General features: G+C 66.2%; 27 protein-coding genes, 1 pseudogene and 1 riboswitch. Of the genes and pseudogenes, 13 read left to right on the plus strand and 15 right to left on the minus strand.

Translation table 11 applies throughout. The annotated features are described in order from the left end of the window. Positions 1-100: 100 nt before the first annotated feature. From G3N61_RS18705 to G3N61_RS18715, 3 genes and pseudogenes are all read right to left on the minus strand, one after another. Positions 101-370, minus strand: a pseudogene (locus tag G3N61_RS18705) (alcohol dehydrogenase catalytic domain-containing protein); the annotation flags it as partial. A 44-nt stretch (positions 371-414) separates the two neighbouring features. Continuing rightward, the gene (locus tag G3N61_RS18710) at positions 415-1047 is read right to left on the minus strand and encodes a Dabb family protein (protein ID WP_205823273.1); all 633 of its coding nucleotides are present in this window, start codon (positions 1045-1047) and stop codon (positions 415-417) included. Then, entirely contained in the window at positions 1037-1381 is a 345-nt protein-coding gene (locus G3N61_RS18715) for a hypothetical protein (RefSeq protein WP_089452881.1), read from the minus strand. The genes G3N61_RS18710 and G3N61_RS18715 overlap by 11 nt, the downstream gene beginning before the upstream one ends. Before the next feature lie 181 nt (positions 1382-1562). Here G3N61_RS18715 and G3N61_RS18720 point away from each other — a divergent pair, with 181 nt between their 5' ends. From G3N61_RS18720 to G3N61_RS18740, 5 genes are all read left to right on the plus strand, one after another. Beyond that, complete coding sequence (locus G3N61_RS18720; RefSeq protein ID WP_241017806.1) at positions 1563-2606, plus strand: helix-turn-helix domain-containing protein; 1044 nt, start codon at positions 1563-1565, stop codon at positions 2604-2606. An 89-nt stretch (positions 2607-2695) separates the two neighbouring features. Beyond that, positions 2696-2889, plus strand: a riboswitch (cobalamin riboswitch). Between the two features lie 341 nt (positions 2890-3230). Beyond that, entirely contained in the window at positions 3231-5159 is a 1929-nt protein-coding gene (locus tag G3N61_RS18725; protein WP_205823275.1) for a TonB-dependent receptor, read from the plus strand. Between the two features lie 527 nt (positions 5160-5686). Beyond that, positions 5687-6322 (plus strand): hypothetical protein, encoded by a 636-nt coding sequence (locus G3N61_RS18730; protein WP_205823276.1) that lies wholly within the window; start codon positions 5687-5689, stop codon positions 6320-6322. 233 nt (positions 6323-6555) lie between these two features. Beyond that, entirely contained in the window at positions 6556-7401 is an 846-nt protein-coding gene (locus tag G3N61_RS18735) for a GNAT family N-acetyltransferase (RefSeq protein ID WP_205823277.1), read from the plus strand. 35 nt (positions 7402-7436) lie between these two features. Beyond that, positions 7437-7862 (plus strand): DUF6331 family protein, encoded by a 426-nt coding sequence (locus G3N61_RS18740; RefSeq protein WP_205823278.1) that lies wholly within the window; start codon positions 7437-7439, stop codon positions 7860-7862. Here the strand turns inward: G3N61_RS18740 and G3N61_RS18745 are convergent. Then, a complete protein-coding gene (locus G3N61_RS18745; protein ID WP_205823279.1) occupies positions 7859-8491 on the minus strand; it encodes a LysE family transporter in 633 nt (210 codons plus the stop codon). The genes G3N61_RS18740 and G3N61_RS18745 overlap by 4 nt on opposite strands. Before the next feature lie 116 nt (positions 8492-8607). Between G3N61_RS18745 and G3N61_RS18750 the strand changes: the two genes are divergently transcribed. After that, entirely contained in the window at positions 8608-9069 is a 462-nt protein-coding gene (locus G3N61_RS18750; protein WP_175023312.1) for an Lrp/AsnC family transcriptional regulator, read from the plus strand. 309 nt (positions 9070-9378) lie between these two features. Continuing rightward, a complete protein-coding gene (locus G3N61_RS18755) occupies positions 9379-9843 on the plus strand; it encodes a cupin domain-containing protein (protein ID WP_205823280.1) in 465 nt (154 codons plus the stop codon). Positions 9844-9928: 85 nt separating this feature from the next. Here the strand turns inward: G3N61_RS18755 and G3N61_RS18760 are convergent, their stop codons facing one another. The 10 genes from G3N61_RS18760 to G3N61_RS18805 all read right to left on the minus strand — a co-directional run bounded on the left by G3N61_RS18760 (position 9929) and on the right by G3N61_RS18805 (position 16857). Beyond that, positions 9929-10276, minus strand: coding sequence for a copper-binding protein (locus tag G3N61_RS18760; RefSeq protein ID WP_205823297.1), 348 nt, complete (start codon positions 10274-10276; stop codon positions 9929-9931). 52 nt (positions 10277-10328) lie between these two features. Further along, the gene (locus G3N61_RS18765) at positions 10329-11120 is read right to left on the minus strand and encodes a DUF2182 domain-containing protein (RefSeq protein WP_205823281.1); all 792 of its coding nucleotides are present in this window, start codon (positions 11118-11120) and stop codon (positions 10329-10331) included. Then, on the minus strand, positions 11117-11761 hold the full coding sequence (locus tag G3N61_RS18770; protein ID WP_043186620.1) for a DUF1326 domain-containing protein: 645 nt from the start codon (positions 11759-11761) through the stop codon (positions 11117-11119). The genes G3N61_RS18765 and G3N61_RS18770 overlap by 4 nt, the downstream gene beginning before the upstream one ends. Before the next feature lie 190 nt (positions 11762-11951). Further along, the gene (locus G3N61_RS18775) at positions 11952-12251 is read right to left on the minus strand and encodes a hypothetical protein (protein ID WP_043186617.1); all 300 of its coding nucleotides are present in this window, start codon (positions 12249-12251) and stop codon (positions 11952-11954) included. A 289-nt stretch (positions 12252-12540) separates the two neighbouring features. After that, positions 12541-12789: a hypothetical protein gene (locus G3N61_RS18780; RefSeq protein ID WP_043186615.1), complete on the minus strand. Its 249-nt coding sequence runs from the start codon at positions 12787-12789 to the stop codon at positions 12541-12543. A gap of 95 nt (positions 12790-12884) precedes the next feature. Next, a complete protein-coding gene (locus tag G3N61_RS18785; protein ID WP_205823282.1) occupies positions 12885-13412 on the minus strand; it encodes a transferase hexapeptide repeat family protein in 528 nt (175 codons plus the stop codon). Between the two features lie 3 nt (positions 13413-13415). Next, complete coding sequence (locus tag G3N61_RS18790; RefSeq protein ID WP_205823283.1) at positions 13416-14360, minus strand: FAD-binding protein; 945 nt, start codon at positions 14358-14360, stop codon at positions 13416-13418. Between the two features lie 16 nt (positions 14361-14376). After that, positions 14377-15126 (minus strand): electron transfer flavoprotein subunit beta/FixA family protein, encoded by a 750-nt coding sequence (locus G3N61_RS18795; RefSeq protein ID WP_205823284.1) that lies wholly within the window; start codon positions 15124-15126, stop codon positions 14377-14379. Between the two features lie 38 nt (positions 15127-15164). Then, complete coding sequence (locus tag G3N61_RS18800) at positions 15165-15953, minus strand: SDR family NAD(P)-dependent oxidoreductase (RefSeq protein ID WP_205823285.1); 789 nt, start codon at positions 15951-15953, stop codon at positions 15165-15167. A 67-nt stretch (positions 15954-16020) separates the two neighbouring features. Continuing rightward, the gene (locus G3N61_RS18805) at positions 16021-16857 is read right to left on the minus strand and encodes an alpha/beta hydrolase (RefSeq protein ID WP_043186606.1); all 837 of its coding nucleotides are present in this window, start codon (positions 16855-16857) and stop codon (positions 16021-16023) included. 137 nt (positions 16858-16994) lie between these two features. On the opposite strand from G3N61_RS18805, the gene G3N61_RS18810 reads away from it, so the two are divergent. The 6 genes from G3N61_RS18810 to dmpG all read left to right on the plus strand — a co-directional run bounded on the left by G3N61_RS18810 (position 16995) and on the right by dmpG (position 23760). Beyond that, positions 16995-17774, plus strand: coding sequence for an SDR family oxidoreductase (locus G3N61_RS18810; protein WP_205823286.1), 780 nt, complete (start codon positions 16995-16997; stop codon positions 17772-17774). Between the two features lie 154 nt (positions 17775-17928). Then, on the plus strand, positions 17929-19494 hold the full coding sequence (locus G3N61_RS18815) for a DUF1302 family protein (protein WP_089452858.1): 1566 nt from the start codon (positions 17929-17931) through the stop codon (positions 19492-19494). A gap of 40 nt (positions 19495-19534) precedes the next feature. Beyond that, entirely contained in the window at positions 19535-20917 is a 1383-nt protein-coding gene (locus G3N61_RS18820; protein ID WP_205823287.1) for a DUF1329 domain-containing protein, read from the plus strand. A gap of 97 nt (positions 20918-21014) precedes the next feature. Next, on the plus strand, positions 21015-21797 hold the full coding sequence (dmpE, locus tag G3N61_RS18825; protein ID WP_043186601.1) for a 2-oxopent-4-enoate hydratase: 783 nt from the start codon (positions 21015-21017) through the stop codon (positions 21795-21797). Positions 21798-21812: 15 nt separating this feature from the next. Next, positions 21813-22712, plus strand: a complete 900-nt coding sequence (locus G3N61_RS18830) for an acetaldehyde dehydrogenase (acetylating) (protein ID WP_089452855.1) — start codon at positions 21813-21815, stop codon at positions 22710-22712. 16 nt (positions 22713-22728) lie between these two features. Then, positions 22729-23760, plus strand: a complete 1032-nt coding sequence (gene dmpG / locus G3N61_RS18835) for a 4-hydroxy-2-oxovalerate aldolase (RefSeq protein ID WP_205823288.1) — start codon at positions 22729-22731, stop codon at positions 23758-23760. A 122-nt stretch (positions 23761-23882) separates the two neighbouring features. On the opposite strand, the gene G3N61_RS18840 is transcribed toward dmpG, so the two are convergent. Continuing rightward, on the minus strand, positions 23883-25355 hold the full coding sequence (locus tag G3N61_RS18840) for an efflux transporter outer membrane subunit (RefSeq protein ID WP_089452853.1): 1473 nt from the start codon (positions 25353-25355) through the stop codon (positions 23883-23885). Between the last annotated feature and the right edge of the window lie 6 nt (positions 25356-25361).

Genomic DNA, 25361 nt, shown 5'->3' on the forward strand with positions numbered 1-25361 from the left:
CAGCGGCCGGCCGTCACCGGCTGCCGCCCGACGCGACCCGGCCGGCCGCTTCGTCCGTCCCGCTGCCGGTGCCGCTCCCGCTGCCGACCAATTCCTGATAACGCACGAACGCGCGCTGCGCGGACGCGAAACCGTCGACACCGTCGCCGACCGCTTCGACCACGCCCGCCGCGTCAAAGCCGATCACGAACGGAAACGTGTATTGCATGAACGCGCCAAGGTAGCCTTCGCGGCATTTCCAGTCGGCGGGATTGACGCCCGCGTAGGCCACGCGGATCAGCACGTCGCCGGGGCCCGGCGTCGGTGCCGGCACGTCGGCCATTCGCAAGGCGTCGGAATGACCGACGCGGTCGATCAACAGGGCTCGCATCTTCGTGTCTCCAGGGTTGTTGTCAGCTTGATGTGTGCTGCGCGTCAGGCCGCTGTCTCGGCCAGCAGGCTCGACGCGAGCGGACAGAACGCATGCGAGATCGCATCGACCGTCCAGTCGGGGCTTTCGGCATCGAACCGGCGATCGACCCAGCCCCAGTGATACGGATGCATCAGGTATTCGCCGAGCAGATCGCCGACGTGCGCTAATTCCTGCTGCCACACGTGCGTCCATGCGCCGGGCGTCACGATCCGGCTCAGGCGCCAATTGCGGATGCCGGGCATGAACGCGGGCATCCGCAGCAGTTCGCGTTCGAGCGCGGCGATCTGCGCCGCGCTCGCCTGCGGCCGCACGCGCAGCATCAGCGTGCGCCATACGCCGTCGCGCAGCGCCGGTTCGCGCAGGCCGCCGCCGATCGCGCGGCAACCGGCGCCATCGATGCGCGCGATGCCCGGCAGGTGCGCCAGCGCGGCGAAATCCGCCGTGCCGTCGGCCGCCGACTCGTCGCGCAACACGTCGAGCGTGTAGTCGCCCGCGCCCCAGCTCCCGTCCAGATTTCGCGCCAGCGCCACGCGTTTCGCGCCCGCCAGTGCATGCGCGGCTTCGCGCAACGCGCGTTCGATGGCGTCGGCGTCGCGATCCGCCGACACGAATACCTGTGCCGTGTCATGCCGCATGATCGACCTCCTGCAGCGCGGGCAGCGGCGCATCGGCGTCCGTCATCACATGGCGGCGGCGCACGTCGCACAGCGCGTCGACGGCCATCCAGAAGCCGACCACGTCGGCATCCGTCAGCGCACGCATCCGGTAGTAGGCCGGCGCGTCGGCCACCTGCCAGGTCAGCCACAGCGTGCTCGGCTGCCCCGGCACCGCGACGGGCGGCGATACCCAGCGGCCGGCCGCCATCAGCCCGCGCGCCGCGTGGCCCGGCAGGTAACGGTCGCGCAGCAGTGCAAGCACGTCGGGAATGCGCTCGGGCGCGAGCGTGATTTCGTCTACGATCTGGATCATTCGCGTGTCGTCCGTGGTCGTTCGTTACAGGGATGCGCGCCGGCCTACGCCGTTTCGGCGAGGCCGAAGGCAGTCGGCGTGGATAGCATTCTTGCGTGGTGACGGTTCCCGGACCCCTATCGGCCCGCTCACCCGCCCCTGTCGCAACGCTCAGATCGGGAAACTCATGAAACAGCGCGCCATGCCGGCCCGAGGTCGCGTCCTGCCGGGCCTCGGCGCGCGCCTGCTGAGCGAACTCACGCGCAGCGGCGCGCCGCCGGCCGACCGCGACGCACCGCCGCCGCAACCGGCGACGACGTCGGGCGATTTCATCGCGCTGTACCGCGACGCGATCGAACGGCTCGAAGCGCAGGTCGCGCGCGGTGACGGGCACCCGCCGATGCGCAAGCGCGAAGTCGACCTGATGTGCCGCTGCCTGCTGAGCTGCGCGACGCTGGCCGACGCAATCCGCTGCGCGCGCGAATTCTGCGAGATGCTGACGCCGCGCGCCGGCGCGCTGTCGCTCGCGGTGCGCGACGGGCGCGCGACGTTCCGGATGGATTCGCTGCGCCGCACGCGCAGTCCGGCCGCGTGCCTCGTCGACCTGACCGGGTTGTTCTGCTATCTGCAGCTGTTCGGCTGGCTGATCGGGCAGCCGTTGCGGCCAATCGACGTGTGGCTCGGCCATCCGCGCCGCGACGACGCGATGCCGCTGCTCGGGCTGTTCAATGCGCCGGTCGAGGTCGGCCGCAAAACCTATGGCTTCGCATTCGATGCGGCGCGGCTCGAATGCCGTGTGATCCGGCAGCCGGCCGAACTCGACGCATTTCTCGTCGATTTTCCGTTTCGTCTGATCGATGCGGCGCCAGCCGTCGTGTCGTGGGCGCAGCAGGTGCGCGGTTTTCTCGATGCCGCGCTCGCGCATGAGCAGGCGTTGCCGGCGCTCGCCGAGCTGGCCGCATGGCTCGGCGTCAGCGAGGCGACGCTGCGGCGGCGGCTGGTAGCCGAAGGAAGCGGTTATCACGCGCTGCGGGAGCAGTGTCTCGCCGAGGCCGCGCAACGCTGGCTGCGCGAGTCGGACTGGCCGGTCGCGCGGATCGCCGCGCATCTCGGGTTCGGCGGCGAGGAAGCGTTCCGCCGCGCGTTCGTCCGGTGGACAGGTTTCGCGCCGAGCCGGTTCAGGCGCGATTGCACGGCTGCTTATCCTCCCGTTTCGTCAGACATGAAACGCAGCACCGACGCATAAAAGAAAGGATTTCGAAAGTTTTTGCGCGGTAATGACGTTTTTTCGCATCCCCGCGCGGCCGGACAATTGACGCGCCGGAGCGCACGCCATTACCCTTGCGCGCTGATGGTTCCCAGGGATGGGATCAAAAGGGAACGCAGGAGAGGCAACGCCTCGAATCTGCGGCTGCCCCCGCAACTGTGAGCGGCGAATCCGTGCCACTGCATGCCACTGGGAAACCGGGAAGGCCGGCACGAATGACGACCCGCGAGCCAGGAGACCTGCCATCGACCCGAGGTCCAAGCAGCCGCACCGGGCGGGGTGTCCCGGCGCGCCCGGCACCGCCGTTGGCGGTCGCCCGTTGCATGGACGGCCCGACCTCAGGATCCGCCCGATGTCCACCGTTACCGCATCCGCTTCCGCGCCGGAAGCGTCGCGCCGGCACGCCGCCGGCATGCACGGCCCGCACGCACGCGCGTGCCGTTCCATCTCGATCGCGCCCGCCGGCATGCGCCGCGCCGATGCCCGCAGCGGCGGCGCACTGGGCTCGGTCCCGCGATCACCCGATCACCGATAACAAGACCGGCGCTGCCCGCCGCCCGCTCACGATCGACGCATGCGCAGCCCGACAACGACGACAGCCTCATGAAGATTCGACACCTCCTTGCCACGTCCGCCGCGACCGCGCTCCTCTCGCCCCTCGCCCACGCCGCCGGCGACACCGCGACTTCGCAACCGGCCCCGGCCGCCGAAGGCACCGACCTGCCGACGATCAACGTGACCGACACGCGGCGGCTGCCCGAGTCGTTCGACCAGCGCTATGCGACGACCCAGGTGCTCACGCGTACCGATCTCGACCGGCTGTCGCCGAGCGACCCGAGCATCACGCAAGCGCTCGCGACGCTGCCCGGCGTGACCGTCTCGCAGAACGGCGGCCCGGGTTCGTCCGCGTCGGTCAGCATCCGCGGCTCGTCGGCCAGCCAGGTCGCCGTGTTCATCGACGGCATCCGGATCGGCTCGTCGACCACGGGCATCGCGCCGTGGTCGGACCTGCCGACCGAAGCGTTCGAACGTGTCGAAGTGATTTCGGGGCCGGCCGCCGCGTCGTTCGGCGCCAACGCGATGGGCGGCGTCGTGCAGCTCTTCACGCGCCGCGCCGGCAACCAGCCGAACCAGACCACCGTGTCGTTCGGCGGCGGGTCGAACAAGACGTTCGACACGCAGCTCCGCACGTCGGGCACGGTGCCGTCGACCGGGCCGCTCGCCGCGCTCGGCGGGCTCACCTACTCGCTCGGCCTGCACTCGTACAACACGGCCGGCATCGATGCGACGCGGCCGTTCGCGTACGGCCATGAGGACGGCCGCAACCCGTACCACGCGCAGGATCTCGATGCACGCCTCGGCTACGCGCGCGACAACTGGTCGATCTCGACGTTCGCGCTGTATCACCGCTCCGATCTGTCCTACGACAACAGCGGCTATGCGAACCGCCAGCTCGATCATCAGCTGACGACCGGTATCGCGTTCCACCTCGATATCACGCCGGACACGCAGTTCGACCAGTCCTTCGGTTATTCGAACGATCGCCAGTTCCTCTATGCAAGCGATCCGACCATCCCGACCGACCAGATCAATTCGCAACGCATCAGCACGTCGACGTCGTTGACGCATCAGGAGCGCGGATTCCATCTGTTCGGACTGCCGCTGTCGGGCGAGACCAAGCTCGCGTACGACTTCACGCGCGAGCAGGCGTTCCTGCCGGTCGACGTTCCGAACGGCGTGCCGACGCGCAACGATTCCGCGTTCTCGCTGCACCAGTCCGCGACGCTCGGCAGCGTGACGATGTTCCTCGCGGGGCGTCATGAAATCATCGCCGGGCAGTCGATCAACACGGGTAACGCGGCGCTGTCGTGGGCGATCACGCCGGTGTACACGGCCCGCGTGTCGTACGGCAATGCGTTCCGGCTGCCGACGTTCAACGATCTGTATTACCCCGGCTACGGCAATCCGAATCTCAGCCCGGAACGCAACACGTCGGTCGAGGCGGCGGTCGATGCGAACACGTCGTACGGCACGTTCACGGCGGCGATCTACGACACGCGGGTCACCAACCTGATCGCGTACAACCCGGCGACGTTCTCGCCGATGAACATCGGTCGCGCGCATATTCGCGGGATCGACCTGTCGTACAAGGGGACGATCGGCCGCTCGACGCCGGTGAGCGTCGCGGTCGGGATCCTGAATCCGCAGGACGAGACCAACGACTCGTGGCTCAACCGCCGGCCGCGCCAGACGGTCAGCCTGAACATCGACCACACGTGGGACGAGCTGCATCTGCATGCGTTGAGCACGGGGGCGTCGCTGCTTTATGGCGGCACGACGTTCGACGATCCGGCGAACTCGACCTATCTGCCGTCGTATCTGACGGTGGGGCTGCGTGCGTCGTATCGGATCAATTCGCACCTGACCGTGTCGGCGACGGTGTCGAATCTGTTCGATCGGCAGTACATGACCGCGTATGGGTACAACACGCTCGGGCGGACGGCGTTCGGGAAGGTGAGTTATACGTTCTGATCGGGGATGGGAGGCCTTGGTGCGGCGTGCAGTGAGGCCTCCCATTGGAACGCTGTGTCCGGTGCCAGCGGATCACTTTCTTCTTGGGCGCCTCTCCCCCATTTCGCACGTTCGAGACAGAAGCCCGGCTACGCCAGCGTGACCGTATCGATCAACCTCGCATCGTCGCCACGCTCGCTTGACTGAAACCGTAGGGGCGGTGATAAGATTCGCGCATCGAGGGCTGCCAGCGTAGCCGATGCAGGAAGCGCTGGCGGTTACACGCAGCACACCCCCAACCGATACCGATGACGCCGTCTACACCTGGCCGGCCGAGGTCCATTCAGTAGGGACGAAACGAATCTGCCCCGGGGGTCGGGGTAGGACCAGGACTGCTGGATACCTGGCGGATCGCCCGAAGATAACTCTCGATGTGGTGACCAAGCAAACCGTGGGGCGTTTTCCGCCCCCGCCACGGATACCTTTCCCGTGGCGGAAGCTGCGGGAATATGCCTTGTCACTCATCCCGTCAACATCGAGAGACCAAGATGAACCCAAGCGACATCTTCCATTTGAACTTCCTCGTAGGTGAGCACGTTACGCTCGCGTGGAGCGCGTCGACTCAACGCACGAAGTGCTACTTGCCAAAGGTGAGGGCTGCGAAAAACGACGCGGTAGCAAAACGCAAGGCCGCGCAACAAGAAGCCACCCGAAATCGCTTTCGGGCGGATGTACTCACCTTCATCCGGGATCGGTTGTTGCCATCCTATGTGGATGGATGCGCTGAAGATCTGCACTACGAAAACCTCGCGCTGCTCATCGCCTACGGCACACAAAAAGGTTCGACTGTCCTTCGTGATGGCATCTACCGTGCCGGCATTGCCCAGAAACTGTTGAATCTGCTGCTCAAGTATTTCTGGAACCTCGGGCTAATCCCGCCACCGCCCCACTGTCCTGTGGATCGCATCATTCTCGCGAAGGTGCCTGGTACCGCGAGACTGAATTGGACCGACATCGACACGATCGACCAATATCGCTCCGTTATCACGGCTTTGCGCACTCGCGCCGATGCGGAAGGTGAGACCCTCGCCGTCTGGGAGGCGACGCGCTTTAGCCGTCGCAAGCGGATCAAGTTTCCGCTCCCCCCGCAAATGAGTTCGCGATGGCAGGTCACGCAGGATTGATCCGCAATGCTGCGTCGCAGCCAGCACCGCCGCTAGCCCTGACATAGCGTCAGTCCATGACCGCCCGACCGTCCGCGTGCCATCCTTTGGTGGCACGGCATGCGCCCCACGCTCATCCCCGCTCTTGGGATTATGATGGCCCGATCGGCAGCCACGGAGGCGCCTCCCGCGCTTCCCCGATGCCTATTCCGTCACGCAACACGCGATCTCGAGCGCGGCGACTGGAGTGAACCATGAATCAAGGCGAAGACTTCATCGTGCGCACCATGTCGGCCGACGAGGTAGCCATGTCGGTCGAATGGGCCGCTGCAGAAGGCTGGAACCCCGGCCTGCACGATCCATCCTGTTTCAGGAACGCGGATCCGGCCGGGTTCTTCGTCGGCGTCTGGCGCGGCGAGCCGGTCGCGTGCCTTGCCGCTGTCGCCTACGACGAACGCTTTGGCTTCATCGGTCTGTACATCGTGAAACCCGGATTCCGCGGCCAAGGCTTCGGCATGCGAATCTGGCAGCACGGCATGCGTTACCTCGGCGTCCGCAACATCGGGCTCGATGGTGTCCTGGCCCAGCAGGCGAACTACCGGAAGTCCGGGTTCGAGCTCGCGTACCGGAATATCCGCTACGAGGGGCGCGTAGGCGGCATCGGTTGCGCGCACGTGGTGGCAGCGGCCGACGTGCCGTTCGAGCAGTTGCTCGCCTACGATCGCCAGTGCTTTCCCGCGGCGCGCGAGCGTTTCGTCTCCGCGTGGATCGCGCAGCCGGATGCGGTTGCGCTCGCGACGCTCGACGCCGGCCGTGTCGCCGGATACGGTGTCGTGCGCCGCTGCAAGACCGGCTGCAAGATCGGCCCGCTGTTCGCCGATGACGCGGGCGTGGCCACCGGATTGTTTCGCGCGCTGGCGGCACACATGCCCGGCGAGATCATCGTGCTCGACGTGCCGGAAACGAACCCGGCGGCCGTCGCGCTGGCGGAGCGGCACGGCATGACGAGCGTCTTCGAAACCGCACGGATGTACACGAACGACGCACCGGCGATTGCGCTCGATCGCGTGTTCGGGGTCACGTCGTTCGAGCTGGGGTGATCGTCACGAAAACTGAACCTGTCGAGCGTCAACCCATGAACGGCAAACCACACAAGAACGACATCAGCATCGGCCCGGATCGCTGGATCGAATTCGGCGACCTGACGGGCGAGCAGGCGCAGGCGGTCGCGATCGATCCCTGTCTGGCCGGGATCATGCCGTTGCTCGATGCACTGGAGACGGACTGCGTCGCCGAATGCTGCGGCATCGACGCGTTCGTTTTCTGGCCGGACGAGATCGCGGGTGCGGTGAGCACGCGGGATCGCGCAGCGCTGGCGCAACTCGCCGACGATCTGCTGACGGTTCAGCGTTCGATCGGCGCGTTGCCGTCCGATCTCGTCGTCAGCACCCGAATGAACCAGTATTTTCCGAAAGCGGTCATGCTCGAGTTGCTCGCGCATCTCCGGACGACGGTCGACGCCATCCGGTCGCAACGCGCTGCGCGCGATGCGTCGACCTAGAGGACACCGCGCATGCCCGCGACGACCTGAATCACGCCGAATCCCGCGATGACCGCGGCCGACACGCGCGACAGCCCGTGCATGAACGCGAACGACATCTTCGTGCGCAGCGCGGCGGTCGCGCTGCTCAGGCACAGCCACCACGTCGCGGAACCGATGAACACACCGGCGACCATCAGCGCCACGGCCGATCCCATCGCCCCTTCCCGCGCCCCCGACAGCGGGCCGAGCGCCGCGAAAATCCCGACGAACGACAGGATCGTCATCGGGTTCGACAGCGTCAGGCCGAACGTCGTCACGAAATCACGCAGGACGGACGTGCGCGGCAGGTCGCGTTGCAGCGTCGACGCGGCCGGCGCCTGACGCGCGATGGTCCACGCCAGCCACACGAGGAACGCGCCGCCGCCGATTTTCAACCCGACGGTCAGCATCGGGAAGGCTGTGACGATACCCGCGATGCCGAGCGCACCGAGCAGGCCATAGATCGCATCGGCGCACGCGGCGCCGACGCCTGTCGCGAATCCCGCCTGAAAGCCGCGGCTCAGGCTGCGCTGGATGCACAGCATGCCGATCGGGCCGACCGGCACCGCGATCGACAGCCCCATCACGACGGATTTGATGAACAGCATCGCCTGCTCCTTGCGACATGTAATGTGTTGAACAGGCATCGTAGGGAAAGTCCGGTCATCGCTGAATGCGGTTTTTAAGGAAAAATGGCTACTCCACCTTAAAAAAGCCCGCCGCAATGGACGATCTGGACTGGAAGGTAGTGGCGCTGTTGCAGGCGAACGGCCGTATCAGCTACACGGAGCTGGCCCGACAGGTGCACCTGTCGGTGCCGGCGGTGACGGAACGCGTGAAGCGTCTCGAGGCGGCCGGTGTCGTCGAGGGCTACACGGCCCGGATCAATCCTGCCGCGGCCGGCTATCCGGTCAGCGCGCTGATCGGCATCACGGTGCAGCAACCGGCGAAAGCAAAATTCCTCCGGTTGCTGGAGACGATTCCCGAAGTCGTCGAATGTCATCACGTGACGGGCGCGGACTCGTACATGATGCGGCTCGTCGCGATCAGCATGTCCCATCTCGAGCAACTGATCGAACGCATCAACCTGTACGGCGAAACACGCACGTCGATCGTGATGTCGACGCCGCTGCCCGCGCGCGGTTTGGCGCGGCCGCCGTCGCAGCGCGACATCACGCGCGATTGACGCATCGAGAGGTCCAGCTCGCTTTCAGCGCGATCATCACCACAAGCAGCTATCGTGCCATTACGATCGGCATCCACGACGACTTCATCCAGCCGCCAGACCGCCGCGTCCCGATGGCCTTCCGGGGCGCGACGCTGGGCCTACGGCTTCAACCTCACAGCGGCGATCAAGCCTTGCGTCCCGGGTAACGCACGCGTAACGAGGGCCCTGCGTTACGTAGCATCGCGCGGCAACGCAGTCCCCAACGCCAGCCCCCATGATTCATACTCGCCGCACCACTGGTGCCCCGATTCCCGAAAAGGACAGACGATGAACACCCCGCGTGAAGTGCTGAAAGCCGCCGACATTGCAGCGATGGAACCGGAACCCTCCGTCCATCCGTTGAACGGCAATGCCGTCCGCCTGAAGCGGTCGCTTGGCGACGCAACCGGGCTGACACAACTCGGCTTCCATCTGATGACCTTGATGCCCGGACGCGAATCCACCGAATACCACCGGCATCTCTACGCGGAAGAATGCGTCTATATCCTGTCGGGAACCGGCGAAGCAGTCGTCGATGGCCACACCTATGCGATCGGCCCGGGCGACTTCATGGGATTTCCGCGCGGCGGCACCGCGCACACGATGCTGAATACCGGCGATCTGCCGCTGGTCTATCTCGTGGCGGGCGACCGTCCGGAACACGACGTGTGCGACTATCCGAAGCTCGGCAAGCGGCTGTACAAGGCGGGCGCCGACAAGGTCTTCGTGGATCTCGGCACGCCTCCTGCGTGACGCACGCATCGCTCGATGCGCGACCGACCAAAACCGGCCATCACCCGGCACACGGCGATCCCCTGCCCCCTCGCCACCTTGCCCGTCACGGTCGCTTCACGAGCTTCACGATCATGAGCTCACCCTTGACGCTTTCCACCCGAATCCTGACCTTGTCGCCCACACGAAGCGGCCGAAGCATGGCTGCGTCGGCAACCTTGAACGCCATCGTCATCGGCGGCATCCCGACGTTGTCGAGTGCGCCGTGCTTCAAGGTCACCACGCCGCGGCCGGCGTCGATCTCCTCGACCTCGGCATCGGTCAGCGCGGAATCCGGCGCCGACCTCTTCGCGGCTCCCATGTTCATGTCGGACATGTCACCGCCCGCGAACACCGGCATCGCAACGACCACCATCGCCAACAATACGGCGGCGGACTGCAAGCAGATTCTCATCGACATGCTCCCGTCGGGCCGGGCACGCTGTCGCGACAGGCGCAGGCGCCCGTCACACGATCAGCGTCACCCCGGCCCACGCAATCAGGACGACGCCCAGCGCACGCCCGATACGTTCGCCGCCGGGCAGGATCTTTTCCGCGAACACGATCAACGACAGCGCCGCGATCCACACGACATTCATCACGCCGCCGACGAACAGCAACGCCATCAGCAACCAGCAGCAGCCGACGCAATACAGGCCGTGCCGCACGCCGAGCAGGAAACTGCCCGCGACGCCCGGTCGCCAGTGCGCGACCAGGAACCCGGCCGGCGCCCGGCATTGCCGCAGGCACGCGCGTTTCAGCGGCGAGAACTGATAGAGCCCGGCCAGCGCCAGCACGATCGCGGAAAGGACGGCGCTCTTCGACCACAGCATCATCGCGGAGATCAGCCCGGCCGGCTGCAGCATCGCCTGGAGCAGCGCCGCGCCGATCGAGAAGCCGAGCCACGCAGCCAGGTAACCGGCCAGCAGCGACACCGACGTGAACGCCGAACCCGCCCCGTCCGCGCCACGTTGCCGCAGCACACGCCGGTACAGCATCACGAGCGGCGCCGCGCTGGGCGTCATCATCGCGATCATCATCACCCACCACATCACGATCACGGTCGGCAGCGACGGATCCATGCTGCCCATGACGTTCGCCAGGCGATGCGGAAAGAGCGCGACGGTGGTCATCTCCAGCGCCGACATGCCGGTGCCCGCCCCGGTCCACAGGTAGAACCAGCACAGGCCGACGAGCGCCGCCATGCCGAGCAGCGTGATGACGCGCTCGCGCGCGAGCCAGTGACCGACGGGAATCATGCCGCGACGCGATGCCGGATCAACCCGTGGTTGTTCAGGTGCAGCCGCGCGAACTGCGCATAGGTGCCGTCGAGCGTCAGCGGAATATGGCCTTGCGAGCGCGACGTGCCCGAACCGATCTCGGCCAGTTCGTATTCGAAACCGTTCGGCAGGTCGATCCGCGCGCGATGCTCGGCGCCCGTCACCGGATTGCGGATCGGGTCGCCCGCGACGTCGAACACGCCGTCGACGTGAATCCGGCCACGCCGCGCGTCGACATCGACGTCGAAATCGATCTTCGTGAAGATCGGATCGAACGCCTGCTCGAGCGTCGACGCGAATACCGAGAACATCGTTGCGAACGGATCGGTATCCTGACCGGTCATGATCTTCAGCACCGCGTCGCGCTGCGCGGGGCTGGCGCGCTCGTCGACGATCGGCTGGCACCGGCCGCCGCCCTCGTGGATCGCTCCCGGCCACTCGAACACGACCGCGATCCGGACGCCGTCGAGCACCACGTCGCCGTAGTGGCCGCTGTCGATCGAAATCGCACCCATCGCTGCGCAATTGCCGTTGGTCGGCAGCGCATTGAACTGACAGGGACAACCGTATGAGCAATTGCAATTGATCAATTCGATGCCCTGAATCTCCCACGGCGTCATGACTCCACCTCGCGCTCGGTGATACGTGAACGCTTCGAATCTAGTGCACGCCAAAGGGGAAATCAAAGCCGCGATGGCGGCCCGAATCGACGCGTGAAAACCGTGTTTTCAGCGCTCATGCAAGACGCTTCGACAGGATTGCGCCGGGCCGAGCCGGCGCGCGGCGGCTCGGCCGAATCTCGCTCGGATCTCACACGACCAGCGACGCGACGATCGCACACCACAACGCACTTGCACCGCACAGAAACACGCGCCGCGCGACGAACATCCGCGACTCGTCGTCGGGTGTCTTCATCGGCGATGTGGCGAGAAACGGCACGCTGACGAGGCACGCGAACCCGGCCAGCGCCGGCAGGATCACGACGTAGTCGCCGAACCGCCACGGCAGCGGCTCGTGCCACCCCCAGTAGCCGAGAAACAGCATGCCCATCGAAAACATCGTCGCGGCGGCCGAACTGAGCGCGACCACCGAACCCGTCGGAAATTGCATGGGAGCCTCCCCGCGCGCAGCGTGCGCGACGCGGGATCATTATCCCGGTACGGAAGGAAAAAAGCACAACGACAGCCGATGGCGGCGGATGGCGGCTGATGGGTGGCGAGGCGCGTGCCGGCGTCTGCACCGACCAGCGCGTCGACAGACCGGAACCCGATCCCGTTGGCCGGTTGCCCCTGCGGCGCGGGGATCCGGCTGCGGCACTGACGATTGCGGCGATGCCGCACAGACGATCGTTGTCACGGATTGACAGCGATCGGTTTTGCGTGGAAGAAGCGCCAGCCTTTCAACCCGGCTTCTTCGCGGCCTGCACGACGGCAATCCAGCCGACCACCGCCGCGGCGACCCAGCAGCAGGCGATCATCAGATCGAGATCCATCCAGCCTTCGAAATTCGCGCTGTTTTCGAAACTGCAGCGCTGATGGCCCCTGACCCACACGCAACCACTGATGAACTGCTGGATGTGCATGTAAACGCTGTAGACGGCAAATGCCGACGCAATGACTGTGAGCCGCAAACGAACGTTCTTTTTCATGTGACGCGAATGCCGATGGGAAAGCCTGTGCCGATCTTACGGCAACGGCAACCTGCCCGGCAATCCGTCGCATCCAGACCCGCCCGGATGCCCGCTCACCCGTCGACCGGCCTGATCGTCCTCAGGCAGTCCGCCGCCAGTTGCTGATAGATCCGCGTGCCGTTCGCCTTCGCATCGATCTCCGCGTCGCTCAGCCGCCGCACGACACGCCCCGGCATGCCCGCGAGCAGCACGCCGCGCGGTACGTCGTAGCCGGCCTTCACGAACGCGCAAGCGGCGACGATCGTCGTCGCGCCGATCGTCGCGCCGTCCATCACGACCGCGTTCATCCCGATCATCGTGTCGGGTTCGAGCGTCGCCCCATGCACGATCGCGCCGTGGCCGATGTGGCTGTTCACGCCGAGCCGGCACGTCTCGCCGATCCCGACGTGCAACACGCAGCCGTCCTGCACGTTGCTGCCGTCTTCGACGACGATCGCGCCGAAGTCGCCGCGCAGGCTCGCATGCGGGCCGATGTAGCAGCGCGCGCCGATCGTCACGTCGCCGATCACGACCGCGCTTGGATCGACATACGCGGACGGATCGACGCGCGGCCGCATCCCGTTGAATTCGAACAGCGGCATCGGTCAGAGCACCGCGACCGCTTCCGGCACGAGCGTGAACAGGTCGCCGACCACACCGTAGTCGGCCACGCTGAAGATCGGCGCCTCCGGATCCTTGTTGATCGCGACGATCACCTTCGAATCCTTCATCCCGGCCAGGTGCTGGATCGCCCCCGAGATGCCGACCGCGACGTACAGCTGCGGGGCGACGATCTTGCCGGTCTGGCCGACCTGGTAGTCGTTCGGCACGTAGCCCGCGTCGACGGCCGCGCGCGATGCGCCCAGTGCGGCATGCAGCTTGTCGGCCAGCGGCTCCAGCACCTTCGTATAGTTCTCGCCGCTGCCCAGCCCGCGGCCGCCCGACACGACGATGCTCGCGCTCGTCAGTTCCGGACGGTCCAGCTTCGTCACTTCACGGCTCACGAACTGCGATTTGCCGGCATCGGCTGCCGCCTCGATCTTCTCGACCGATGCGCTGCCACCAACGGCCGCCACCGGATCGAAACCCGTCGCGCGCACCGTGATCACCTTGACCGGATCGCCCGACTGCACCGTCGCGATCGCGTTGCCCGCGTAGATCGGGCGCTCGAACGTATCGGCCGAAATCACGGCCGTGATCTCGGAGATCTGTGCGACATCCAGCTTCGCGGCAATGCGCGGCGCGATGTTCTTGCCGTAGGCCGTGGCCGGCGCAACGATGTGCGAGTAGCCGTTCGCGACGGTCATCACCGTCGCTTCGACGTTCTCGGCCAGACCGTCGGCCAGCTGCGGCGCATCGGCCAGCAGCACCTTCGACACACCCGCGATCTTCGCTGCCGCATCGGCCGCCGCCTGCGCGTCGTGTCCTGCGACGAGCACGTGAACGTCGCCGCCGCCCGCAGCATCGAGCGCCTGTGCGGCAGCGACGGCATTCAGCGTTGCCGCCTTGATCGACGCGTTGCCGTGTTCCGCAATCACCAGAATCGTCATGTCCTTGCGTTCCCTGTTACAGCACCTTGGCTTCGGTCTTCAGCTTCCCGACCAGCGTCTGCACGTCCGGCACCTTCACGCCGGCCGCGCGCTTCGGCGGCTCGTTCACGTTGAGCACCTTCAGACGCGGTGTCACGTCCACGCCGAGCTCGTCGGGCTTCACGATTTCGAGCGGCTTCTTCTTCGCCTTCATGATGTTCGGCAGCGTCACGTAGCGCGGCTCGTTCAGGCGCAGGTCGGTGGTAATGACTGCGGGCAGTTCAAGCGCCAGCGTTTCAGCGCCGCCGTCGACTTCGCGTGCGACCGTCGCACGGCCGTCGGCCACTACCACCTTCGACGCGAACGTCGCCTGCGGCAAACCCGCCAACGCAGCCAGCATCTGCCCGGTCTGGTTCGAATCGTCGTCGATCGCCTGCTTGCCGAGGATCACCAGTTGCGGCTGCTCCTTGTCGACCAGCGCCTTCAGCACCTTCGCGACACCGAGCGGCTCGACGCCTTCATTCGATTCGACGAGGATCGCGCGATCCGCGCCGATCGCGAGCGCCGTGCGCAGCGTTTCCTGCGCCTGCGCGACGCCGACCGACACGACAATCACTTCGGTCACGACGCCGGCCTCCTTCAACCGCACGGCTTCCTCCACCGCGATCTCGTCGAACGGGTTCATCGACATCTTCACGTTCGCGATGTCGACGCCCGTCCGGTCGGATTTCACGCCGACCTTCACGTTCGCGTCGACCACGCGTTTCACTGCCACGAGCGCTTTCAACTGCCTGTCTCCTGTTCCGTTGCGTGCGCCGCGTTGCGTCAGCGCGCGGTAAACCCGCCGTCGATCACGAGCTCCGCGCCCGTCACGTAACGGCCTGCCGGCGACACGAGATACAGGATCCCGGCCGCGATGTCGCGCGGGCTGCCGATCTTCGCCATCGGCACATTCGTCTGCATGTACTCGAACGCACGATCGGGATCCTGCCCCATCTGGCGGAACGCTTCCTCGAGCATCGGCGTGCGGATATAGCCGGGATGCACCGAGTTCGCCCGAATGTTCTTCGCCGCGTACAGCATCGCGTCGACCTTCGCCATCATCCGTACCGCGGCCTTCGATGCGTGATACGCGGGCACGTCGGGCCCGCCGACGATCCCGTACATCGACGACAGGTTCACGATCGAGCCGCCGCCGGCCGCGTCGATATGCGGAATCGCCGCGCGCGTGCACAGGAACACGCCGTTGACGTTCACGTCCAGCACGCGCTGCCATTGCGCGAGCGTGAGTTCGTGCGTCGGCACGTTGTGGCCTTCGATGCCCGCGTTGTTCACGAGCACGTCGAGGCGCCCGAAGCGCGCGACGATCTCGCCGAACACGCGCGCCACGTCGGCCTCGTGCGTCACGTCGAGCGACCAGAACGCGGCCTGGCCGCCCTGCGCGCGGATGTCCTCGACCAGCGCTTCGGCCGGTTGCGACAGCACGTCGAGAATCGCGACGCTCGCGCCGGCGGCGGCCAGCGTGCGTGCGGTCTCCGCGCCGATGCCGCGCGCGCCGCCGGTGATCGCGGCAACCTTGCCGCGCAGGTCGAACAGGTCTTCGATGAGCTTCATGTCGTCTCCAGGTATTTGTTCGGACGGGCCTGCCCGCATCGGGGCAAGCCTTCAAGGACATCCGGCGTTATCGCGTATTCCGCGTCGCAAGAAAATCGAGGCATTCCCGATTGAAATAGTCGGCGTGCTCCACCATCACCCAGTGGCCGCACCGGTTCATCAGCACGAAGCGCGCATCGCGGCAGCGTTCGAGGAACTTCAGTGCGCCGCCGACCGGATTGAAGCGGTCGTCCGTGCCCCAGAAACCGAGCACCGGGGTGCGCAGGTCGCCGAGCGCGTCGGTCAGGTTCGGCACGCTCATCGTCGACAGCACTTCGGTCGGCTGTTCGACGCACACCTTCATCCGCTCGGCGACCAGCGCGTCGGTGACGATCGCCGGATCGTGCACCAGCAGCGTCAGCAGTTCGCGCATCGTGTCGTCATTCATCTGGCGATTCGTGAACAGCTTCACCATCCGCTGGATGCCTTCCATCCGGAAATAGGTGTCGCGATCCTCCACCCCGCCGGGCGCCATCATGATCAGCCCGTCGACTTCGTCCGGATAGTCGAGTGCGTACTTGAGCGCAATCGCGCCGCCGAGCGAGTTGCCGAGCAGCACGGCCGGCCCGATTCCAAGTGCGTTCAGTTGCGCATGCAGCGCACCGACGAAGAAATCGAGCGTATAGGCGACGTCGGCCGGCTTCGACGACTGCCCGTAACCCGGCAGGTCGACGACGATCGCGCGATAGCCGGCCGCCGCGAACGCGGGCACGTTGTGCTTGAAGTTGCTGAAACCGCTGGCGCCCGGGCCGCTGCCGTGGATGAACACCACGGGCCGGCCGTCGCCCGCCTCGTAGTGGTGCAGGCGCAGGCCGCCCGGCACGTCGGTGAAGATGCCGGCCGGCGGCGTCGTGGGGATCGTCATCGCGGGTTGTCTCCTTCGTCGTTCGATGGATGTCTGCCACGATGATTGCGCCGCCGGCGCCGGCCGGCATCATCCTTTCAGACTACGAAGCCGCGCGCGCTTCTTCCTATCATCGGCCCACCGAAACGGAGGCAACGATGAACGGATTCGACTACAGCGGCAAGACGGTGCTCGTGACGGGCGGCACCAAGGGCATCGGGCGGCGCATCGCCGAACGGTTTCTCGCGGCGGGGGCGCGCGTGTTCGTCTGCGGACGCAGTGCGCCCGACACGCCGCCGTCGGCCGGCGGCCGCACGGCGACGTTCGTCGCGGCCGACCTGCGCGACATCGAGCAGGTCGACGCGATGCTCGCGACGATCCGCGATGCGGCAGGCGGCCTCGACGTGCTCGTCAACAACGCGGGCGGCTCGCCGTTCGCGCTCGCGGCCGATGCGTCGCCGCGCTTCACCGAATCGATCGTGCGGTTGAACCTCATCGCGCCGCTTCAACTCGCGCAGCGCGTGAACGCAATGATGCAGCCGCAGCCGGCAGGCGGCGTGATGCTGTTCATCGCGAGCGTCAGCGCGTCGCGTCCGTCGCCCGGCACGGCCGCGTACGGCGCCGCGAAAGCGGGCCTCGTCAACGCGGTCACGTCGCTCGCGGTCGAGTGGGCGCCGCGCGTGCGCGTCTGCGCGATCAGCCCGAGCCTCGTGCAAACCGAATCGGCCACCGAAGGCCACTACGGCGACGACGCCGCGCTCGACGCGATCCGCGCGACGATTCCCGCCGGACGGCTCGCGACACCCGACGACGTCGCCGCCGCGTGCCTGTTTCTCGCATCGCCCGACGCGTCGTACACGTCCGGCTCGAACCTGCGGCTCGACGGCGGCGGCGAGCGGCCTGCATTCCTGTCGGCGGCGCAAGCGGCCGCGCGTTGATGCGTGCATTCCCGACGGTGCGGTGCGAATCGTTGCCAGTCCTAGGGAAGTCATCTAGTTCATTTTGACGATTCCCTGCTACCGCGATCTCCCTACTCTGCCTCTCACGACAACACACAGTCGACCGTCGTCGATACCCCCAAGAGGAGACACCATGCATCAACGGATTTCGCGCCGTACCGACAAGCGGGCAACCGCCACGCTGTCGACGCTGGCCGCCGCGTTGCTGACGTGCGCCGTTCCCAGCGCGCACGCCGGCAGCACGATCGACCTGGGCGCCGACACGACGCTGGACTACACGTTCACGCTCAGTTACGGCCTCGGCATGCGCACCCGCGCACCGAGCGGCAATCTCCTCACGCCGGCGAACATCAACGGCGACGACGGCGACCGCAACTTCGCGAAGAACAAGCTGATCGAGAACCAGGTCAGCCTGCTCGGCGAAGTGAACCTGAAGCACGACGACTGGGGTGTATTCGTCCGCGCGGATACGTTCTACGACCAGGCCTATCACCGCCCGAACTACAACGATGCGCCGGGCACCGTGAACCACTCGGGCCAGTACAACGACTTCACGAGCGACGCGCGCTACTGGTCGGGCGGCCACACGACGCTGCTCGCCGCGTATGCGTACAACACGTTCCACATCGGCTCGACGAGCCTGAACGTGAAGGTCGGCGACCAGGTCGTCGCGTGGGGCGAAAGCCTGTTCTTCCCGAACATCGCGGGCGCACAGGGGCCGTCCGATGCGACCAAGTCGTACATGGCCGGCGCCGAGGTGAAGGACATCCTGCTGCCCGTGCCGCAGATCTCGACGCAGTGGCAGATCACGCCGAGCTTCAGCCTGCTCGCCTACTACCAGTTCTCGTTCCAGCAGAACCGGCTGACCGCGCCCGGCACGTACTGGAGCTACTCCGACGTCACCGGCCCCGGCGCGCAGTACATCATCGGCCCGGGCGGGATGGTGATTCCGCGCGGCCCCGACGAGAAGCCGAGCGCACGCAACCAGTGGGGGATCGGCGCGCGCTTCCGCGTACTCGGCGACACCGAGCTCGGCCTGTACCACCTGCACTACAACGACATGAACCCGAGCGTCGTCACGACGTACTTCCCGACGCTCCAGTACCAGCAGACCTATTTCAGCAACATCAAGCTGACCGGCGCGAGCTTCTCGACGCAGGTCGGCCCGGTGAACGTCGCGGGCGAAGTGTCGTATCGGCAAGGCGCGGCGGTGCTCGTCAACACGCCCACCGGCCCGCAGTCGACGCGCGCCAACGTGCTGCAGACCAACCTGTCCGGCATCTACTCGATCGGGCCGAGCTTCCTCGCGAACTCGCAGTCGCTGACCGGTGAACTCACGTACGTGCACGCGGGCAGCATCTCGGCACTCGACGGCTCGACGACGCTCGCGAATTCGCGCAATGCGCTCGCGATGGAGGTCGCGTGGACGCTCAGCTACAAGAACGTGTTCAACGGCTGGGATCTCGACGTGCCGCTGACCTACGCACACGACCTGACGGGCACGTCGCCGCTGGCCGGCGCGCTCGGCTCGCTGACGGGCCAGGGCGACCACCGCGTGACCGCCGGCGTGACCTTCACGCGCCTGAGCAACCTGCAGCTGTCGCTCGTCTACGCGAAGTTCCTCGGTTCGCCGAATCCCGCCACGCGGCCGCTCGCCGATCGCGACTACGTGCTCGCCACGGCGACGTACCACTTCTGAGCGGCCCGGCCGCTCGTCACCCAGCAAGATGAGGATAGTCATGAAACGCATTCATCTCCCCCTCCTGCGCGCATCGGTAATGGCCGCGTGCGCGGTCGTCGCGACGGCGTCGTTCCCGAAGGTGTCCCCGGACGACCTGAAGGCGCTCGACGGCCCGCTGACGCCGATGGGCGCGGTGCGCGCCGCCAGCAAGGACAGCGGCGTGCCCGAATGGTCGGGCAAGTGGCTCGGCACGCCGCCCGACGTGCAGTACAAGCGCGGCGGCCGCTACCCCGATCCGTTCGCGAGCGACAAGCCGGTCGCGACGATCACCGCCGAGAACATGGCGCAATACGCCGAGCACCTGACCGACGGCCAGAAGGCCATGTTCAAGCGCTATCCGGCCACCTTCAAGATCGTCGTCTATCCGAGCCATCGCGATTTCCGCTATACGGATGCCGTCTACAAGGACATCCGCACCTATGCGCCCGACTCGACGATGACGTCCGATGCGAACGGGCTCACCAACGCGCCGCCGCAGGTGCCGTACCCGATCCCGAAGAGCGCCGCCGAGCTGCTGTGGAACCAGCGCATGTCGTCGGCGATCGGCACCGAACAGGCCACCTACGACCAGGCGGTCGTCTATTCCGACGGCAACATGGCCTGGGGCAAGGTGCGCTACGACATCTACTCGCCGCGCAACGTCGGCAAGTACGACGTGAAGAGCGACCTGAACAACCGCACCTATGCGCGCGTCGCCACCGACCTGCCGCTGTCCGACCGCGGCTCGCTGATCCTGTCGTTCACGAACTGGGACAAGGCCGGTGCGGACAACGCATCGCGCACGTGGATGTACAACCCCGGCACGCGGCGCGTGCGGCAGGCGCCCGAATACGGCTACGACCAGCCGATGGGCCCGGGCGGCTTCCGCACCGTCGACGACGACCGTCTCTTCAACGGCTCGGGCGACCGCTACGACTGGAAGATTCTCGGCAAGCGCGAGATCTACGTGCCGTACGACAACTACAAGGCGATGGACACCTCGGTCAAGTACAGCGACCTGCTCGGCAAGGGCCACGAGAATCCGTCCTACATCCGCTACGAACTGCATCGCGTGTGGGTGCTGCAGGCGTCGCTGAAGAACGGCTATCGCCATCAGTATGCGAAGCGCGTGCTGTACCTCGACGAGGATTCGTGGATCACGCTGCTCGCCGACAACTATGACGCGCGCGGCCAGCTCTGGCGCACCAACGTTGCCACGACGCTCTACGCGTTCGATGCGAAGACGTTCTATCCGGGCGTCGTGTTCTACCACGACCTCGTCTCGGGCGCGTACATGGCCGACCGCCTGACGAACGAAGGGCCGATGCCGAAGCTCGACAACAGCCCGCGGTTCACCGAGGCGTACTTCTCGCCGGACGGGATCCGCAGCTCGGGCAACTGACGCTCCACACCCGCACCCCACGCGCCGGAGCCCCGCTCCGGCGCACGACGCCGCCCGCGACGGCGGCCTGCTCCATTCAAGATTCGAGGGCCCTTTCATGTCTTCCCGCCTGCATACGACGCTCGGCGACGAGCTGTACGCCGCGTGGCACGCGCGCGCGCCGGTTGCGCCGCTGTCGAGCCGCCCGCGCCGCCTGTCGCTCGACGACGCCTACCGCATCCAGCAGCGCTTCATCGCACGCCGCGTCGAACACGGCGAGGCTGTGGTCGGCAAGAAGATCGGCGTGACGAGCCAGGCCGTGCAGGACATGCTGAACGTGCGCCAGCCCGATTTCGGCATCCTGCTGTCCGGCATGCACTACGCGGCCGGCGAGGCGATTCCCGCCGATTCGCTGATCGCACCGCGCGCCGAAGGCGAGATCGCATTCATCCTCGCGCGCGACCTGCGCGGCCCCGGCATCGACCGCACCGACGTGATCGCAGCGACGGCCGCCGTCGCGCCCTGCTTCGAGATCGTCGATTCGCGCATTCGCGACTGGGCGATCCGCATCGAGGACACCGTCGCCGACAACGCGTCGTGCGGCGTGTACGTGCTCGGCGACGCGCGCGTCGATCCGCGCACGCTCGATCTCGCCGCGTGCGAGATGACGATCGACAAGAACGGTGAGCCCGTCGCGCAAGGGCGCGGCGATGCGGCGCTCGGCCACCCAGCCGACGCGGTCGCGTGGCTCGCGAACACGCTCGCCGCGTACGACGTGCCGCTGCTCGCCGGCGAGATCGTGTTGTCCGGCTCGCTGGCGAAACTGATTCCGGTCACGGCCGGCGATGCGCTGTCGATGCACATCTCCGGCATCGGCAGCTGCGACGTCCGCTTTATCTGAAGAAAAGGAATCCTGATGAAGAAAATCAAATGCGCACTGATCGGTCCTGGCAACATCGGCACCGACCTGCTGGTCAAGCTGCGCCGCTCGCCGGTGCTCGAACCCGTGTGGATGGTCGGCGTCGATCCGGCCTCCGACGGCCTCGCGCGAGCGCGCGAGTTCGGCCTGAAGACCACCGACCAGGGCGTCGACGGGCTGCTGCCGCACGTGGCCGCCGACGACATCCGCATCGCGTTCGACGCGACCTCCGCGTACGTGCACCGCGACAACTCCGACAAGCTCACCGCGCTCGGCGTGAAGATGATCGACCTGACGCCCGCCGCGATCGGGCCGTACTGCGTGCCGCCCGTGAACCTCGATGCGCACCTCGACAGCGCGCAGACGAACGTGAACATGGTGACCTGCGGCGGCCAGGCAACGATCCCGATGGTGTACGCGGTATCGCGCGTGCAACCGGTTGCTTACGGCGAGATCGTCGCGACCGTGTCGTCGCGCTCGGTCGGCCCCGGCACGCGCAAGAACATCGACGAATTCACGCGCACGACGTCCGGCGCGATCGAACAGGTCGGCGGCGCACGCAAGGGCAAGGCGATCATCGTGATCAATCCGGCCGAGCCGCCGCTGATCATGCGCGACACGATCCACTGCCTGACCGACGGCCCGCCCGACGTCGACGCGATCACCGCGTCCGTGCATGCGATGGTCAAGGAAGTGCAGCGCTATGTGCCCGGCTACACGCTGAAGAACGGCCCGGTGTTCGACGGCAATCGCGTGTCGGTCTTCATGGAGGTCGAAGGGCTCGGCGATTACCTGCCGAAGTACGCGGGCAACCTCGACATCATGACCGCCGCCGCGGCCGCCACGGCCGAGCGTTTCGCCGAACAGATGCTGGCCGCGACGGCCGCCACCGCTTGAGTTGAGGAGCCACGCAATGTCACTTGCAGGCAAGAAGATCACCGTCCACGACATGTCGCTGCGCGACGGGATGCACCCGAAGCGCCACCAGATCACGCTCGACCAGATGCGCAACATCGCGCGCGGGCTCGACGCGGCCGGCGTGCCGCTGATCGAGGTCACGCACGGCGACGGGCTCGGCGGTGCGTCGGTCAACTACGGTTTCCCCGCGCATACCGACGAGGCGTACCTGAGCGCCGTGATTCCCGAGCTGAAGCAGGCGAAGGTGTCGGCGTTGCTGCTGCCGGGCATCGGCACCGTCGAGCATCTGCGCATGGCGCACGAACTCGGCGTCGGCACGATCCGCGTCGCGACGCACTGCACCGAGGCCGACGTGTCGGAGCAGCACATCGGCCTCGCGCGTACGCTCGGGCTCGATACCGTCGGCTTTCTGATGATGGCGCACATGTCGTCGCCGGCGCAGCTCGTCGTGCAGGCGAAGCTGATGGAGTCGTACGGCGCGAACTGCATCTACATCACCGATTCGGCCGGCCACATGCTGCCCGACGACGTGACCGCGCGGATCCGGCAGGTGCGCGACGCGTTGAAGCCGGAGACCGAACTCGGCTTCCACGGCCATCACAACCTCGCGATGGGTGTCGCGAACTCGGTTGCGGCGGTCGCCGCCGGCGCGAACCGTATCGACGCGGCCGCGGCGGGCCTCGGCGCAGGCGCGGGCAACACGCCGATGGAAGTGTTCGTCGCGGTGTGCGACCGGATGGGGATCGAGACGGGCGTCGACGTGTTCGCGATCTCGGACGTCGCCGAGGATCTCGTGGTGCCGATCATGGACGCGCCGATCCGCCTCGATCGTGATGCGCTGACGCTCGGCTATGCGGGCGTTTACTCGTCGTTTCTGCTGTTCGCGAAGCGTGCAGAGGCGAAGTACGGGATTCCCGCGCGCGACATCCTCGTCGAGCTGGGCCGGCAACGGCTCGTCGGCGGGCAGGAGGACATGATCGAGGATGCGGCGCTGACGATGGTGCGGGCGCGGGAGGTGGCGGCGTAACGAACGTCACGCTCCACCGATACGATGCAAGCGCGGGGCATTGCCCCGCGTCCCGGCCACTCGCTCGCGCCCCGACTCGGAGCCACCACGGCTACGGCTCCTACTCCCCACCTGCCGCCTCGTCATTGACGCACACTGTCGGCATCGCTGCCTACGGCGACAAAAAACGAGGCCGTACTGGCCATCTGGGCTGCGCGAAGCCGAATCACGTCGAGTCGGGCCATGTCGTAGGCATATTCAGCCCGCAACACGCCGAACCGGTCTTCGCTACCATGGGTAAACTGGCTACTCGCCATCGCGAGCAAGGTGTGACGACGCCGCGTCACAGCGGTATACGCATGTAGTGACTTCATGTCCCGATCCATTTCCGCCATGGTATCGGCGACGTTCTGCAACCCGCCGAGCACGACGTTCCGATAGTCCTCGAACGCCGCATCGCAAGCGGCATACGCTGCGTCCCGAGCGGCGCGCAACTCCCCCCCGTGAAAAAGCGGTGCGCCGAGTTGGGCCCCGATGTTCCAGATCGTCGTGCCACCAGCGAACAATTGCCCGAGTGCCAGTGGCGACGATCCGATGCTCGCGTTCAGTTCGATCCGCGGGTACAGGTTTGCCGTCGCAACACCGGCCAGTTCCCCGGCGATATGCAGACTCGCCTCCGCCGCAAGGATGTCGGGCCGGCGGCGAACGAGTTCCGACGGAATGACCGACGGCAGGTGTTGCGGCACCTGCAAATCGTGCAAGCGGAACTGCGGCAGCGACTCAGGCGACGTGACACCCGCATAGACGGCCAGTTGAGACCGGACCTTCAGCAATTCGGCACGCAACGGCGCAAGCACCGCTTCAATGCGATCGACGTCCGAATCGCCGTCAATAGCTTCCCGGTAGGCCTCGCTTCCGTTTGCATAACGTGCATGCAACATCTGCCGAACGGTTTTCCGGTTCCGCAGTAACGCCTCGTTCAATTCGATTTCTTCCCGTACCTGCCCTTCCCGGATCACCGCAGTGACAATATTGCCGGCCAGCGTCAGGCGTGCGGCGTCTGCCTGATGTTTCCTGACTGCCGCTTCATATCGTTTCGCGGCGATTCGATGTCGTTGCGCACCAAAGAAATCGAAATCGTATCGAACGCTCACGTTCGAGTTGTAAAGCATGAATGGCGACGGATTCGGGATCATCGATAGACCTGCAGCTGCCGTATTCAACTGCTCCTTCTTGGCTGACGCCCCAAAATCGACTTGCGGATAGCGACTTGCGCCGCGTTGCGCGGCGAAATGTTTCGTGGCTTCGATCAGGCGTGACTCTGCGCCCCGTATGGATGGACTGTCCTGCATGGCTTGCCCGACAAGCGCGTCCAGCGTCGGGGAACCGAAACGCCGCCACCAGCCGGGGACACGCACGGCAACCGCAGAAGTATTGTCGCCGTCGGTTGATACGCCGCTCAATCCCATGAAAGTAGAAGGCAATACCAGATCGCTTGCGGACCTCGGGATCCGTGCTGGGCCGCTGCAACCCAGTCCGGCAACGATTGCAAGCACCACCGGCAGAACCACCATCGTACGGAAGCCGCGACGATCGAAAAATTTTCGTTGTTCCATGACCGA

The sequence above is a fragment of the Burkholderia sp. Ac-20349 genome, assembly GCF_017104865.1.
Lineage (GTDB): Bacteria > Pseudomonadota > Gammaproteobacteria > Burkholderiales > Burkholderiaceae > Burkholderia > Burkholderia aenigmatica.

What these genes read in the sequence shown, in the direction of transcription:
- G3N61_RS18710 (WP_205823273.1), bottom strand. Translation starts at nt 1,047, where the DNA reads ATGCGGCATGACACGGCACAGGTATTCGTGTCGGCGGATCGCGACGCC.
- G3N61_RS18715 (WP_089452881.1), bottom strand. Translation starts at nt 1,381, where the DNA reads ATGATCCAGATCGTAGACGAAATCACGCTCGCGCCCGAGCGCATTCCC.
- G3N61_RS18720 (WP_241017806.1), top strand. Translation starts at nt 1,563, where the DNA reads ATGCCGGCCCGAGGTCGCGTCCTGCCGGGCCTCGGCGCGCGCCTGCTG.
- G3N61_RS18725 (WP_205823275.1), top strand. Translation starts at nt 3,231, where the DNA reads ATGAAGATTCGACACCTCCTTGCCACGTCCGCCGCGACCGCGCTCCTC.
- G3N61_RS18730 (WP_205823276.1), top strand. Translation starts at nt 5,687, where the DNA reads ATGAACCCAAGCGACATCTTCCATTTGAACTTCCTCGTAGGTGAGCAC.
- G3N61_RS18735 (WP_205823277.1), top strand. Translation starts at nt 6,556, where the DNA reads ATGAATCAAGGCGAAGACTTCATCGTGCGCACCATGTCGGCCGACGAG.
- G3N61_RS18740 (WP_205823278.1), top strand. Translation starts at nt 7,437, where the DNA reads ATGAACGGCAAACCACACAAGAACGACATCAGCATCGGCCCGGATCGC.
- G3N61_RS18745 (WP_205823279.1), bottom strand. Translation starts at nt 8,491, where the DNA reads ATGCTGTTCATCAAATCCGTCGTGATGGGGCTGTCGATCGCGGTGCCG.
- G3N61_RS18750 (WP_175023312.1), top strand. Translation starts at nt 8,608, where the DNA reads ATGGACGATCTGGACTGGAAGGTAGTGGCGCTGTTGCAGGCGAACGGC.
- G3N61_RS18755 (WP_205823280.1), top strand. Translation starts at nt 9,379, where the DNA reads ATGAACACCCCGCGTGAAGTGCTGAAAGCCGCCGACATTGCAGCGATG.
- G3N61_RS18760 (WP_205823297.1), bottom strand. Translation starts at nt 10,276, where the DNA reads ATGAGAATCTGCTTGCAGTCCGCCGCCGTATTGTTGGCGATGGTGGTC.
- G3N61_RS18765 (WP_205823281.1), bottom strand. Translation starts at nt 11,120, where the DNA reads ATGATTCCCGTCGGTCACTGGCTCGCGCGCGAGCGCGTCATCACGCTG.
- G3N61_RS18770 (WP_043186620.1), bottom strand. Translation starts at nt 11,761, where the DNA reads ATGACGCCGTGGGAGATTCAGGGCATCGAATTGATCAATTGCAATTGC.
- G3N61_RS18775 (WP_043186617.1), bottom strand. Translation starts at nt 12,251, where the DNA reads ATGCAATTTCCGACGGGTTCGGTGGTCGCGCTCAGTTCGGCCGCCGCG.
- G3N61_RS18780 (WP_043186615.1), bottom strand. Translation starts at nt 12,789, where the DNA reads ATGAAAAAGAACGTTCGTTTGCGGCTCACAGTCATTGCGTCGGCATTT.
- G3N61_RS18785 (WP_205823282.1), bottom strand. Translation starts at nt 13,412, where the DNA reads ATGCCGCTGTTCGAATTCAACGGGATGCGGCCGCGCGTCGATCCGTCC.
- G3N61_RS18790 (WP_205823283.1), bottom strand. Translation starts at nt 14,360, where the DNA reads ATGACGATTCTGGTGATTGCGGAACACGGCAACGCGTCGATCAAGGCG.
- G3N61_RS18800 (WP_205823285.1), bottom strand. Translation starts at nt 15,953, where the DNA reads ATGAAGCTCATCGAAGACCTGTTCGACCTGCGCGGCAAGGTTGCCGCG.
- G3N61_RS18805 (WP_043186606.1), bottom strand. Translation starts at nt 16,857, where the DNA reads ATGACGATCCCCACGACGCCGCCGGCCGGCATCTTCACCGACGTGCCG.
- G3N61_RS18810 (WP_205823286.1), top strand. Translation starts at nt 16,995, where the DNA reads ATGAACGGATTCGACTACAGCGGCAAGACGGTGCTCGTGACGGGCGGC.
- G3N61_RS18815 (WP_089452858.1), top strand. Translation starts at nt 17,929, where the DNA reads ATGCATCAACGGATTTCGCGCCGTACCGACAAGCGGGCAACCGCCACG.
- G3N61_RS18820 (WP_205823287.1), top strand. Translation starts at nt 19,535, where the DNA reads ATGAAACGCATTCATCTCCCCCTCCTGCGCGCATCGGTAATGGCCGCG.
- dmpE (WP_043186601.1), top strand. Translation starts at nt 21,015, where the DNA reads ATGTCTTCCCGCCTGCATACGACGCTCGGCGACGAGCTGTACGCCGCG.
- G3N61_RS18830 (WP_089452855.1), top strand. Translation starts at nt 21,813, where the DNA reads ATGAAGAAAATCAAATGCGCACTGATCGGTCCTGGCAACATCGGCACC.
- dmpG (WP_205823288.1), top strand. Translation starts at nt 22,729, where the DNA reads ATGTCACTTGCAGGCAAGAAGATCACCGTCCACGACATGTCGCTGCGC.
- G3N61_RS18840 (WP_089452853.1), bottom strand. Translation starts at nt 25,355, where the DNA reads ATGGAACAACGAAAATTTTTCGATCGTCGCGGCTTCCGTACGATGGTG.